The 12,254-nt window shown below is 69.3% G+C and carries 11 protein-coding genes; 3 read left to right on the top strand and 8 right to left on the bottom strand.

The window, feature by feature from the left end:
• Window positions 1-53 precede the first annotated feature (53 nt).
• The 3 genes from INQ42_RS03300 to INQ42_RS03290 are packed head-to-tail and all read left to right on the top strand — an operon-like array spanning window position 54 to window position 1,695.
• A complete protein-coding gene (locus INQ42_RS03300) occupies window positions 54-440 on the top strand; it encodes a rhodanese-like domain-containing protein (RefSeq protein ID WP_194035125.1) in 387 nt (128 codons plus the stop codon).
• 47 nt (window positions 441-487) lie between these two features.
• Entirely contained in the window at window positions 488-820 is a 333-nt protein-coding gene (locus INQ42_RS03295) for an ArsR/SmtB family transcription factor (protein WP_228064421.1), read from the top strand.
• Window positions 817-1,695 carry an MBL fold metallo-hydrolase gene (locus INQ42_RS03290; protein ID WP_194035123.1) on the top strand — a complete coding sequence of 293 codons (879 nt, stop codon included), beginning with the start codon at window positions 817-819 and terminating at the stop codon, window positions 1,693-1,695. Before INQ42_RS03295 ends, INQ42_RS03290 begins: the two co-directional genes overlap by 4 nt.
• A gap of 36 nt (window positions 1,696-1,731) precedes the next feature.
• Here INQ42_RS03290 and tkt read toward each other — a convergent pair whose 3' ends face one another.
• The 8 genes from tkt to INQ42_RS03250 all read right to left on the bottom strand — a co-directional run bounded on the left by tkt (window position 1,732) and on the right by INQ42_RS03250 (window position 12,108).
• Window positions 1,732-3,723, bottom strand: coding sequence for a transketolase (gene tkt / locus INQ42_RS03285; protein WP_194035122.1), 1,992 nt, complete (start codon window positions 3,721-3,723; stop codon window positions 1,732-1,734).
• 92 nt (window positions 3,724-3,815) lie between these two features.
• A complete protein-coding gene (locus tag INQ42_RS03280) occupies window positions 3,816-5,120 on the bottom strand; it encodes a dicarboxylate/amino acid:cation symporter (RefSeq protein ID WP_194035121.1) in 1,305 nt (434 codons plus the stop codon).
• A 60-nt stretch (window positions 5,121-5,180) separates the two neighbouring features.
• Complete coding sequence (locus INQ42_RS03275; RefSeq protein WP_194035120.1) at window positions 5,181-6,875, bottom strand: BatD family protein; 1,695 nt, start codon at window positions 6,873-6,875, stop codon at window positions 5,181-5,183.
• The gene (locus INQ42_RS03270; RefSeq protein ID WP_194035119.1) at window positions 6,875-8,680 is read right to left on the bottom strand and encodes a tetratricopeptide repeat protein; all 1,806 of its coding nucleotides are present in this window, start codon (window positions 8,678-8,680) and stop codon (window positions 6,875-6,877) included. Before INQ42_RS03270 ends, INQ42_RS03275 begins: the two co-directional genes overlap by 1 nt.
• A complete protein-coding gene (locus INQ42_RS03265) occupies window positions 8,677-9,705 on the bottom strand; it encodes a vWA domain-containing protein (protein ID WP_194035118.1) in 1,029 nt (342 codons plus the stop codon). Before INQ42_RS03265 ends, INQ42_RS03270 begins: the two co-directional genes overlap by 4 nt.
• Complete coding sequence (locus tag INQ42_RS03260; RefSeq protein WP_194035117.1) at window positions 9,702-10,190, bottom strand: DUF4381 family protein; 489 nt, start codon at window positions 10,188-10,190, stop codon at window positions 9,702-9,704. The genes INQ42_RS03265 and INQ42_RS03260 overlap by 4 nt, the downstream gene beginning before the upstream one ends.
• A complete protein-coding gene (locus INQ42_RS03255) occupies window positions 10,190-11,083 on the bottom strand; it encodes a DUF58 domain-containing protein (RefSeq protein WP_407070782.1) in 894 nt (297 codons plus the stop codon). Before INQ42_RS03255 ends, INQ42_RS03260 begins: the two co-directional genes overlap by 1 nt.
• The gene (locus INQ42_RS03250) at window positions 11,080-12,108 is read right to left on the bottom strand and encodes an AAA family ATPase (RefSeq protein WP_194035116.1); all 1,029 of its coding nucleotides are present in this window, start codon (window positions 12,106-12,108) and stop codon (window positions 11,080-11,082) included. Before INQ42_RS03250 ends, INQ42_RS03255 begins: the two co-directional genes overlap by 4 nt.
• Window positions 12,109-12,254: the final 146 nt, after the last annotated feature.

Raw genomic sequence — 12,254 nt, 5'->3', positions numbered from 1 at the left:
ACTTATATTAGCGTCAAGTGATACAATGGCCTCCCATCCCCAGGAGTCCTGTCATGCATGTGACCGCCAACCAGCTTGTGGAAGAAGCACGCAAGCAGATCCGTGAAGTCGCACCGAGCGATCTGGCCGCCAATCGGGGCAGCGCGGTGCTGATCGACGTCCGTGAACCAGCCGAGTACCAGACCGGCCACATCGAGGACGCAATCAACATTCCGCGCGGAGTGCTCGAATTCCAGGTCGACGCCCACCCCGCCGTCGCCACTGTCAGCGACCCGGCGCTGTCCTCCAAGTCCTGCCCGATCGTGGTGTATTGCCGGACCGGCGGCCGTGCCGCGTTGTCGGCAGTGAGCCTGCAGCGCATGGGTTTCACCGACGTGCGCTCGATCAGCGGCGGCATCACCGGATGGACCGACGCCGGCCTGCCGGTGACGACGCGTTGAGTCAGCAATCGATGCGCGCGGCACGAATGCCCCAGGCTACCGAGTCCATGGCCGCGATCGATCCGGAAGCGATGCGCAGCCACGCAGGCGACGCGGTGCGGCTGTTGAAGGCCCTCGGCAACGAGAACCGCCTGATGCTGCTGTGCATGCTGGTTGCCGGCGAGCAATCGGTCAGCGAGCTCAACAACCAGCTCGACCTGAGCCAGTCGGCGTTGTCGCAACACCTCGCGCTTCTGCGCGCGGACGGGCTGGTGCACACCCGTCGTGACGCGCAAACCATCTATTACTCGCTCAGCGACGGCCCCGCACGGCAGATTATCGACACCCTGCACGGGATCTTCTGCGCCGTGGACGCCGCCCCAAACGGAGAGAGCCGATGACTTCCAAGCCACAGGTGGAACCGTTTTTCCACGAGTCGACCGGAACCTGGACCTACGTCGTCCATGAGGGCCGCGATGCGGTGGTGATTGATCCGGTGCTCGACTACGAGCAGCGCTCGGGCCGGATCCGGACCGATTCAGCGCGCGACGTGCTCGAGTTCATTGCCGCCTACGATCTGCGCGTGCATTTCATCCTCGAGACCCATGCCCACGCGGACCACCTGAGCTCGGCCGCGTTCCTGCGCGCCCGGCTGGACGTGCCCGTCGCCATCGGCAGCGGCATCGCCTCGGTGCAGGATCACTTCTCGTCCGTGTTCGGAATGGACCGCAAGGACCCGGCGCTGGCCGACGCGTTCGATCGGTTGCTCGCCGACGGAGAAGTGGTCAGCGCCGGCGCGCTGTCGATCCAGGTGATGGCCACGCCCGGACACACCGCCGACAGCCTGAGCTATCGCATCGGCGACAACGTGTTCGTAGGCGATACGCTGTTTGCACCCGACCTGGGCACCGCGCGCTGCGATTTTCCCGGCGGCAGCATCGACCAGTTGTATGCCTCCATCACCCGCCTGCACGCGCTGCCGGGAGATACCGCTCTCTGGCTGTGCCACGACTACCCACCGGAAGGACGCGAGCGACGTGCCAGCGTCACCGTGGAGGAATCGCGCCGCGACAACCGGTTGCTTTCAGCAGACACCTCGCTGGAGGCGTTCCGCAAGGTCCGCTCCGAGCGCGATGCCGGTCTCGCCGCGCCCAAGCTGCTGTATCCCTCGCTGCAGGTGAACATCCGCGGCGGCCGCCTGCCCCCGGCAGGTGCCGGCGGTCGCCGTTATCTTTGCACGCCATTGCAACTGGAATCGCCTGCCGACGGGTTGTAGGACCGCGCAAGTGGCGCCCGGTACCCGTGGCAGACCTCAGCCCAGCGCGCGCGCCGCCCGTACCACGTGGTCGACGGTGAATCCGAAGTGCGGGAACAGCTTGTCCGCCGGTGCGCTCGCGCCGAAGGTGTCGATGCCGATCACCGCGCCATCCAGGCCGACATACTTGGCCCAGAAGTCCGATACCCCGGCCTCGATCGCCACGCGTTTGCGGCAGCCGCGCGGCAGCACCGATTCGCGGTACTCCTCGTCCTGGCGGTCGAAGACGTCGGTGGAGGGCATGGACACCACGCGCACCGCGTCGCCCAGCTCCTCGGCCGCCTTCATCGCCAGGCCGACTTCCGAACCGGTCGCGATCAGGATCAGCTCCGGGTCGGCGCCGCCGTCGCGCAGCACATAACCGCCGCGGGCAATGTCGCCCAGCTGGGCGTTGTCGCGCGGCTGGTGGTCCAGGTTCTGACGCGAGAAAACGAGGCAGCTGGGACCGTCGGCGCGCTCGATCGCCGCCTTCCACGCGACCGCCGATTCCACCGCATCGCAGGGGCGCCAGACATCGTTGTTGGGGATGTAGCGCAGGCTGGCCAGGTGCTCGATCGGCTGGTGGGTCGGTCCGTCCTCGCCCAGGCCAATGGAGTCATGGGTGTAGACGTGGATGGCGCGCGCGCCCATCAGCGCGCTCATGCGTACCGCGTTGCGCGCGTAGTCGCTGAACACCAGGAAGGTCGCGTCGTACGGGATGAAGCCGCCATGCACGCTCAGGCCGTTGCTGATCGCGGTCATCGCGAACTCGCGCACACCGTAATAGATGTAGTTGGCGTCGCGGTCATCGCCGGTGACCGACTTGCTGCCGCTCCACAGGGTCAGGTTGGAACCGGCCAGATCCGCTGAACCACCGACCAGCTCGGGCAGGTGTGGCGCAAACGCCTCGATCGCGTTCTGCGAGGCCTTGCGCGAAGCGATCACCGGGCCGTCGGCCTGCAGCTTGGCGATGAACGCATCGGCGGCCTCGGCGAAATCGTCGGGCAGTTCGCCGTGCGAGCGGCGGACCAGCTCCGCGGCCTCGAGGGGGAAACGGGTCGCGTAGTTGTCGAACGCCTCGTTCCACTGATCCTCGCGGAACCTGCCGACGCCGCCGACGCGCCAGCCCTCGTAGATCTCGTCCGGGATCTCGAACGCGCCGTGCTCCCAGCCCAGCGCCTTGCGGGTGGCGACGATTTCATCGGCGCCCAGCGGCGAGCCGTGGCTGGACTCGCTGCCGGCCTTCTTGGGCGAGCCATAACCAATCGTGGTGCGGCAGCACAGCAGGGTCGGCTTGTCGCTGCTCAACAGCGCCTCGTCAATCGCGCGCTTGATCGCGTCCGCATCGTGACCGTCGACGCCGCGCACCACGTTCCAGCCGTACGCCTCGAAGCGCGCCGGCGTGTCGTCGGTGAACCAGCCGGCGGTGTCGCCGTCGATGCTGATGTGGTTGTCGTCCCAGAACGCGACCAGCTTGTTCAGTCCCCAGGTGCCGGCGAGCGATGCGGCCTCGTGCGAGATGCCCTCCATCAGGCAGCCGTCGCCCATGAACACCCAGGTGCGGTGGTCGACGATGGCGTGTTCGGGACGGTTGAAGCGCTGCGCGAGCAGTTTCTCCGCCAGCGCCATGCCGACCGCGTTGGCCAGACCCTGGCCCAGCGGACCGGTGGTCGTTTCCACGCCCGGCGTCATGAAGTTTTCCGGATGGCCCGGCGTGCGCGATTCGAGCTGGCGGAACTGCTTCAGGTCCTCGATCGAGAGGTCATAGCCCGACAGGTGCAGCAGCGCGTACTGCAGCATCGAGCCGTGGCCGTTGGACAGCACGAAGCGGTCGCGGTTGAACCAGCCGGGGTTGGCCGGGTTGTGGCTCAGGTAGTCGTTCCAGAGCACCTCGGCGATGTCGGCCATGCCCATCGGCATGCCCGGGTGGCCGGAGTTGGCCGCCTGGACGGCGTCGATGGCGAGGAAACGGATGGCGTTGGCGAGGTCGCGACGGCTGGGCGTGGGCATGGCGGATCCAGGAATGGGGGGCGGCCCTTGCAGACTCGCTGCAGGGCAGTCGCCCATTGTCGCCGGTTCCGCGCGTGTGGCCAAACGCGGCCTCACTCAGGCAGTTCGACGTGAGCCCTGCCCGCCTCGCTGTGTGAAATCACCACCGTGCCGACCAGATCGCCGGTGACGTTGACGCAGGTCCGGCACATGTCGAGGAAGCGGTCGACTCCCAGGATCAGGCCCAGCCCTTCCGGGGGAATGCCGAACATCACCAGGATCATCGCGATGACCGGCAGCGATCCACCCGGCACACCGGCCGCGCCCACCCCGCCAAGCACGCACATCAGCACGATCAGCACCTGCTGGCCCAGGCTGAGGTCGATCAGGAAAAACTGCGCCAGGAACAGCACCGTCACGCCTTCGAACAGGGCCGTGCCGTTCATGTTGGCGGTCGCGCCCAGCGTGCAGACGAACCGGCCGATCCGCCGCGGCGTTCCCAGCTCCTCCTCGGCCACGCGCAGGGTGGTCGGAAGGGTCGCGCTGGAGGACGAGGTCGAGAACGCGGTCAGCATCGCCAGTTGGGCGCGACGGAAGAAGAACAGCGGCGACATGCCGCCCACGAAGCGCAGCAGCAGCGGGAACACGACCACCATGTGCAGCACCATCGCGCCGGCCGCCACCAGCACGTACATCGCCAGCGGCTTGAGCGCGGTAAGCCCGACCTTCGCCGCCAGGCTGAACATCAGCGCGAACACCGCGTAGGGCGCGGTCCGGATCACCCAGTCGATCAGTTTCAGGCTGATCTCGTAGACGCCCTGCACAGTGCCGACAAACGCGTTGACGCCCGGCGTGCGCATCACCGTCGCGGCGATACCGAACATCAGCGCGAAGAACATCACCGAGATCAGCTCGCCATCGGCGGCGGCCTGCACCGGGTTGCGGGGCACGATGTTGAGCAGGATGTCGATGCCCGACAGCGACTCGCGGTGGGTCATGATCGCCGCGCTGGCCTCGGATTCGCGCGCCATCAGTGCCTCGCCGACCTCGCGTGACATGCCCGCGCCCGGCTGGAACACGTTGACCATCAGCATGCCGATGGCGACCGCGATCGCGGTGACCACAAGAATGTAGAGCAGCGTCTTCAGGCCGATCCGGCCCAGCGACTCGGGATCGCCGATCTCCACCACGCCCAGCACCAGTGCGGAGAAGATCAGCGGAATCACCAGCATGAACAGCAATCGCAGGAACAGCTGGCCGACGGGGTCGGTCACGTAGCGCATGAACACGTCGGCGCCCGGCACCTGAGCCGAGTACACCAGCAGTCCCAGCAGCAGGCCGGACGCGAAGCCGATCGCCATCTTCCAGTGCAGCGGCATGCGGGTCCGCGGCGCGGTGTCAGGCGTGGAATCGGTCATCAGTGCACTCCCCGGTGGCAGCGCCCGAGCGTAACAAACCCGCTCTCGCCGAGGCCTGCCTCAGCGCGGTGGATACAGCGGCGGCAGCAACTCCGTCGAGGTCGTCGCGCCGCCCTGGCTGTCGCGCCATTGCGGGCCGCGCGCGAAGGCCGATCGCAGCTGCTGTCGCGCATCGACCCCGTCGCCGTCTCCCCAGCGTGCGCGCTGCATTGCCGCCACCGCCTCGCGCTGGGCCGGATCGGCAAGCCGGGCGCGCGCCTCGTCGATGTCGGCCGCAGGCGGTCGCGCCAGAGCGCACAGCCGCGTGGCGACCTCGTCGAAGTCGCCGTGATCCAGCGACCTGGCGAAGCCGGACAGGTCCGCCGGGGGCCGCTTCGTACCCGGGGCAATCGGACCGGCAACCGCCCCGGCGACAGCGCCGGATGCGGACGCGGGCACACGGTGCAGGCCCCACAACAGCGTCAGCAGCCAGGCCAGGCCGAAGCCCACCGTGGCGATGACCCACGGCTGGTGGTTCACGCCGCCGCCCTGCGCCGCACCGGCGCCATTGTCAGTACCCATGCCGTCGGCGGCGGCAACACTTGGTGCGTTTGAGATCGCCGTAGCGGACCCGCTGCTGGCCGCTGCCGAGACTTCTAGGGCGAGTGCGGGCAGCTCGGCGGTACGCGCCTGTCCGGCCACGGCATCCCACCAGGGCATCTGTGGACCGGGAATACGCAGCGTCCCTGGCTGCGCGGGCACCAGCGCGAACTGACGGCGCAGGGTGACCTGGGGTCGACCATCGACCCAGCGCTCTTCGGTCTGCACCGGCTCGGGGAACACCTGCGCGCCGGCAACCTCCGGCAGTTGCAGTTCCGGCAACTGCGACGCGCTCGCGCCGTCCACCACCGCCTCCACGGTGAGCGTGGCCGCCGCACCGGCCTCGGCACTCTGCGGCGTCGTCAGATAGCGCAATTCCAGCCCCTGCAGCGGCAGCCAGGGTTGCGGCGCCTGGGCCGGAATCGGTTTCACGCTCAGGGTCATGGCGGGCGCCTTCGCCTGCAGGCTGTCGCCGCGCCCCATCAGGTCATCGAAAAACCCGCTCACACCGCGGCCGCGGAAGATCGCGCCGGGCACCTCCACCGGGCCGCTGCGGTCAGGAACCAGCAGGTAATGACGCTCGACCACGCTGTAGTCACGTCCGCCGATCTGGCGGTCAAAGCGCAGGTCCTCACCGACCTGGGTCAGCGAGACGCCCGGCGGTGCGGGCTGGTCGAGCTGGCCCGACACCAGCGGCACCGCCGAATACAGCCGCACCGTCCAGCCGACCGCCTGCTGCACGTAGGGCGAGGCGTCGTCGGGCTCGCTTTCCAGGAAGACGTCCGCGCCAGCCTGCGACCGGGTGGCCGCACTTGCGGGCGCCACCGTCAGCGGCAGCGGATTGGTCTTCTCGCCACCCACGGCGATCCCGGGAATCGTCAACAGGCCCTCGCGCCGCGGCTGCAGCGCAACGGCATACAGGGTGCGGCTGGTGACCTTGCCACCGCCCAGTTCCACCTGGCGGCGACTGGTGTGGCCACTGATCGCGAAATCCGCCTGCAGCGGCGCGTAGTCGGGCGCGGTGCCGGTGTCGGTCTCGATATTGAGCGTCGTTGTCTCGCCCATCGCGATGTGGTCGCGGTCCAGCCACGCCCGTGTCCTGGCGCTCGCGTCCAGGCTGACCAGCAACAGCAGGCAGGCGAGCGTCTGCAGGATTCCTCGAGCCATGGGCTTCATCAATCGGTGCTCCCTTCGCGCTGGCGGCGCTCGTATTCGATCCGGAACTTGCGCCGCAGCAGGCCGCCGGGATCATCGGGGATCCGCCGCAGCCAGGCCTCGTTGGCGACGCGCCGTTCGCGCTCATCGGCACTCTCGGGCGTCGCATCGGCAGCGGCACTACCCTCGCTTTTGCCATGCTCTCCCGCGCTTTCGAGCGCTTCACGCATGCGCTCGCGCTGCGCCGCATCGGCAGCCGCCTGGGCCTCGGCATCGGCGGCTTCGGGCTCGTTGTCCGTCCCGTTCTGGGCGTCGCTGCCTGAGCGGGAAGACTTGTCCTGCTCGTCCTGCGCCGCCGGCGTATCCCCGCCGCGACCGTCGCCGGCATCCTTGTCATGGTCCTGGTCCGTCGCCGGGTCTTTCTTCTGACTGTCGGCATCGGACGAAGGGTCGCTGTTGCCGGAGCCCGCATCGTCGTCGCCCTTGGGCTCCCCGGACTCGCCCGAAGACGACTTCGGGCCCGGCGGAGGCTTGCGCTTCATCGCCGCTTCCACCGCCCGCCGGTTGGCGATCGCGTCCTCCATGGTCGGCGCCGCCTTCAGTGCCTGGTCATACGCGGCGATGGCGTCGGCGTACCTGCCCTGGCGCGCAAGGGCGTTGCCACGGTTGTAGTCCGCGTCGGCGCCGTCGACATCCGCGTAGATCTTCGCCGCCTCTTCGAAGTCGCCGCGCCGGTAGGCCGCTTCCGCGTCCTGCATGGTGCGATGCGCGCGCTGGTCCGGCCGTTGCCACAGGTCCGCCGCCAATGCGTCGCGACCCGGCAGCCAGAGGCACAGCACCAGCAGCAGGACGGGCGCGCCGCGACGGAACGCGAGCAGCGCCAGCAGCATCAGGGGCAACAGCAACCAGTAGCCGTCGTCCTGACGGGTGGTGACCGAAGTGCCCGGCTCCGCACCGTCTGCAGCGCCGGTGCCACGGCGGGAATCCAGTACGCCGAGCGTCGCGAGATCGTCGTTGCTTTCGCCAAGCGCGGCGTAGCGGCCGCCGCCGGCCGCCGCGAGGTCCTGCAAGGACGCATCATCGCGGCGCGCGACATCGATCGCGCCGCCGGCCGTGCGATACGGCGCTCCCTCCGCCGTCCCCAGCCCCAGGGCCGATACCGTGTAGCCACGCGCCTTTGCCTTGGCGGCTTCCGCCCGTGCCGCCGGGGTCGCGTGATCGCTCAACAGCAGGATCGTCCCGTCCTGGAATCCGGCCTGGGCCAGCAACTGCGCCGACCGGGCGATCGCCCGGTCCGGTCGCTGGCCCTCGACCGGCATGACATCGGGGTCCAGCGCGTCCAGAAACAAGGCGACGTTGGCGGTGTCGGCGGTCAGCGGCGCCACTGTGAACGCCTCCCCCGCCCAGGCGACCAGACCGACCTGCCCGCCTTGGCGACCGGCGAGCAAGCTGGCCAGCTTCACCCGCACCCGTGCGATGCGCGACGGCGGCGTATCCGCGGCAAGGCTCGCGCTGGACAGGTCGACCGCGACCACCAGCGGCGAGTCCTGCGTCCACAGCGGTTGCTGGACCTCGCGCAGGCTGGGGCCGGCCAAAGCCAGCACCGCGAGGGTGAACGCCAATGCGGCGATCGCCGGCGCCAGCCAGCGACGCGTGGCCGGGCTTGGCTTGAGCAGATGCGGCAACAGATGGGCGTCCACCGCCTGCGTCCAGATGCTGGCGCGGGTGCGGCGGCGCTGCCACCACCACGCCAGCACCGGCAGCAGCGCCAGCGCCCACAGCCAGTCCGGCCGCAGCCACTGCAGTTGCCCAAGCGCCGCGATCACGATGGCCTCCGGCGCGGCGCGGCGAAGCCGAGCAAGCCCAAGCCGAGCGCCGCGCCCAGGGGCCACTGGTAGCGTTCGATCCGCGGCCTCAACGCTTCACCCGGTTGCCGGATCGGCTCCAACCGGTCGATTTCGGCGTATATGCCGGCCAGTTGGGCGGTGTCACGGGCGCGGAAGAACCGCCCGCCGGTGCTTTCAGCGATCTGCGTGAGCGTTGCCTCATCGACCTCGTCCTCGCCGGCGGGAACCGGCAGCTGGAACCCGAACACCGACATCGCGCCATCACCGCCGAAGGCGACGGTGTAGACACGCACACCAGCGTCGCTTGCCAGCTCAGCAGCCTTCAGCGGTTCCAGCATCCCCGCGTTGTTGACGCCGTCGGTGAGCAGGATCAGCACGTGCGCGCCGGACTCGCGATCCTCCGCGCCGCTGACCAGGCGCTTTACCGCCAGGCCGATGCCGTCGCCGATCGCGGTCTCCCGACCGGCCAGTCCGACCACGCTGTCGCCGAGCTGTTGGCGTACCGTCGCCAGATCCAGCGTCGGTGGCGCCAGCACATACGCGCGCTGGCCAAACACCAGCAAACCCACCCGATCGCCTTCGCGGTGATCGAGGAAGTCCGACAGCACCGCCTTGGCCGCAGTCAACCGGTCCACCCGGCGCCCGCCGAGCATCATGTCGGGCTCGCTCATGCTGCCGGAAAGATCCAGCGCGACCATCATCTCGCGCCCCGATTGCGGCGGCATGACCGCCTCGCCGACCTGTTGCGGTCGCGCCACCGCCAGGCAGAGCAAGACCCATGCCGCCCATGCCAACCAGGTGCCAGCGCTGCGGCCGCTGCCGGCGGCGGCCGCACCAATGCCGGCGAGGCGATCACCGAAGGGCACCGCCAGGGCGGGCGCCGAACTCCGCCGGGCGGGGAGCACCCGGCGCGCCAGCCACGGCAATGGCAACGCCAGCAACAACCACGGCCAAGCGAAACCATCCAGCCACGCGCCCACGGTATTCGCCAGCAGGCCGCTCATTGGTCCAGCATCCACTGCTGGAACCGCGCACGTGCCAGCGAGCGCAACGTTGCGACATCGGCCGGGTCGACCTCGGGCCGGAACGCGCCCTCCAGCAGAAGGCGACCCGGTGCACCCCCGAACCCACCGTCCGTCGCGCTCGCTTTCCGGCTGCGACGGGTGTTCCCAGCCGGGCGATCGAGAAATGCCAGCCATGCATCGCCCTGCAGGCGGTCCGCTTCCGGATCGATGCGGCGCGCGGCACGGCGCAGAAGCTGGGAGATCGCAGCCACTTCGGCGGTCGGGGTTGCCGCCTCATCCAACGCATTGTCGAAGATCGCTGCGATTTCCCGCCGCCGCCGCGCGCGCTTCCAACGCAGCCCCATCACGATGCCCAGCACCAGCAGGACTGCACCGGCCAACAGCCACCATCCGGGCGCCGGCGGCCAGAACGGCGGCGCCGGCGGCTGATGGATATCGCGCAGCAGCAGTGTCGGATCCTGCATCACGCAACCAGCGCGGGACGTCGGTTCTGCAGGGCGAGCCAGGATTCGCTGGGGGCATCGCTGGACAGGACATGTACCCGCACGCCGCGGGTCGGCAGGGTCTTCAACGCCATCTGCACCGGAGCGGAGAACTCGGCGTCCCAGCGCTGCCGCGCCGCATCGCCGGCAAGATCGACCTCGACCCGACCGCCTTCCCCTTGGAACGGCAGCACTGCGCGCGGCGGATCCGCTTCAAGCGGATCGGTCAACAGCAGCAGGACCACCTCCTGGTGGCGCGCCAGCGCGGTCCAGCGCGACGCGGGCATGGCCGCGACGCTGGCGGGATCGGCCAGCACCAGCACCCGCGAGCCTGGACGCACCACCCGCTGGGCATGGTCCAGGGCGACCGCCAGGCCCTTGTCGTCATCGGGCGGCGCGGCGTACCAGCGGGCCAGCGCCTCGATCACCCGCAGCGCGCCACGGGCGCCGCCGGCCGGGGAAACCGGTGGCTCGATCGTGGAGCCGCGCAGCGCCGCGACGCGGTCGCCGTCGCGTGTCGCCGCCCAGGCCGCGATGGCACCGGCGCGCGCCGCCTGCACCGACTTGAAGCGCACGCGGGTACCGAAATACAGGCTGGCGGCGGTGTCGGCGACGATCAGGGTCAAGCGCTCGCGCTCGGCCTGGTAGAGCTTGGTGTGGGCACGCCCGGTGCGGGCGGTGACCCGCCAATCGATATGGCGGGCGTCGTCGCCGGCGGCGTACTCGCGCGACTCGGCGTACTCCATTCCCCGGCCCCGCATGGGGGAAATCGCCTGGCTGCCGCCGTGGCTGCCCCGGCGCGGCGTCCGGCGCCCGGTCACTGCGGCACGCAGTGCCACCAGTTCCTCGATCGCGGGGATGACCCCATCGCTCACGGCAACGGAACCTTCGCAATGAGTTCGGCGACCAGGCGGTCTCCGTCCCAGCCTTCAGCGGTCGCTTCGTAACTGGGCAGCACGCGGTGGCGCAGCACATCCGGCGCCACCTCGCGCACGTCGTCGGGAGTGACGAAATCCCGCCCCAGCAGCCAAGCGCGTGCACGCGCGCAGCGCTCCAGCGCGATCGAACCGCGGGGGCTCGCGCCCCACTCGATCCGGAGCGCGAGGGCGGGGTCGTAGCTGCTGGCGTCGCGCGAGGCCAGCACCAGCTCCACCAGGTAACGCTCCACCATGGGAGCCACGTGCAGCTCGAGCACCTCGGCGCGGGCGGCGAAAACGTCTTCCAGTGGCAGTTTCTGGAACACCGGCTCGGTGTGGGTCAGCGCACGGCGCGCCTGGTTGCGTGCGAGTTCCAGGATGCGCGTCTCGGCCTCCACGTCGGGATAGCCGATCCGCACGTGCATCAGGAAACGGTCCAGCTGCGCCTCGGGCAAGGGGAAGGTTCCCTCCTGCTCGATCGGGTTCTGGGTCGCCATCACCAGGAACAGGTCCGGTAGCGGATAGGTCGCCCGCCCCACCGTCACCTGGCGCTCGCCCATCGCCTCCAGCAGCGCCGACTGGACCTTGGCCGGCGCCCGGTTGATCTCATCGGCCAGCAGGATCGGGTGGAATACCGGGCCGGGCATGAACTCGAAGCGGCCGTCCTGCGGCCGCCAGATCTCGGTGCCGGTGAGGTCGGAGGGCAGCAGGTCCGGGGTGAACTGCACACGGGCGAACTGCGCGTCCAGCCGCGATGCCAGCGCCCGGATCGCCGTGGTCTTGGCCAGGCCGGGCGCGCCTTCCACCAGCAGGTGGCCATCGGCGAGCAGTGCAATCAGCAGCCGTTCCACCAGCCGCGACTGGCCGATGATCTGTTCCGACAGCGCGCCGCGCAGCTCGTCAAACGCCGCCTGCAGCCGACCTGGCGTGGCGTGTTCGCCGGGCGCGGCGGCGGGTGCGAAATCGTCAGTCACGTGTTCCATCAAGAATCCCGGTGGCGTCCCCGATTGCAGGCACGGGACAAGTTTGACCCAAGTGGAAGCCAGGGGTTCAACGCGGGGCCATCGACGTTCAGCGTTCACCAAAAAAAACGGAGCCCGAAGGCTCCGCTTTTCCGATCCCACCGCTG

Origin of the sequence: Lysobacter avium (assembly GCF_015209745.1) — a bacterium.
GTDB classification, from domain to species: domain Bacteria; phylum Pseudomonadota; class Gammaproteobacteria; order Xanthomonadales; family Xanthomonadaceae; genus Novilysobacter; species Novilysobacter avium.
Note: the sequence above shows the minus strand (reverse complement) of the source record. Positions and strands in the feature narration are given on the sequence as shown.

What these genes read in the sequence shown, in the direction of transcription:
- INQ42_RS03290 (WP_194035123.1), top strand. Translation starts at nt 817, where the DNA reads ATGACTTCCAAGCCACAGGTGGAACCGTTTTTCCACGAGTCGACCGGA.
- INQ42_RS03275 (WP_194035120.1), bottom strand. Translation starts at nt 6,875, where the DNA reads ATGAAGCCCATGGCTCGAGGAATCCTGCAGACGCTCGCCTGCCTGCTG.
- INQ42_RS03250 (WP_194035116.1), bottom strand. Translation starts at nt 12,108, where the DNA reads ATGGAACACGTGACTGACGATTTCGCACCCGCCGCCGCGCCCGGCGAA.
- INQ42_RS03280 (WP_194035121.1), bottom strand. Translation starts at nt 5,120, where the DNA reads ATGACCGATTCCACGCCTGACACCGCGCCGCGGACCCGCATGCCGCTG.
- INQ42_RS03295 (WP_228064421.1), top strand. Translation starts at nt 488, where the DNA reads ATGGCCGCGATCGATCCGGAAGCGATGCGCAGCCACGCAGGCGACGCG.
- tkt (WP_194035122.1), bottom strand. Translation starts at nt 3,723, where the DNA reads ATGCCCACGCCCAGCCGTCGCGACCTCGCCAACGCCATCCGTTTCCTC.
- INQ42_RS03260 (WP_194035117.1), bottom strand. Translation starts at nt 10,190, where the DNA reads ATGCAGGATCCGACACTGCTGCTGCGCGATATCCATCAGCCGCCGGCG.
- INQ42_RS03300 (WP_194035125.1), top strand. Translation starts at nt 54, where the DNA reads ATGCATGTGACCGCCAACCAGCTTGTGGAAGAAGCACGCAAGCAGATC.
- INQ42_RS03265 (WP_194035118.1), bottom strand. Translation starts at nt 9,705, where the DNA reads ATGAGCGGCCTGCTGGCGAATACCGTGGGCGCGTGGCTGGATGGTTTC.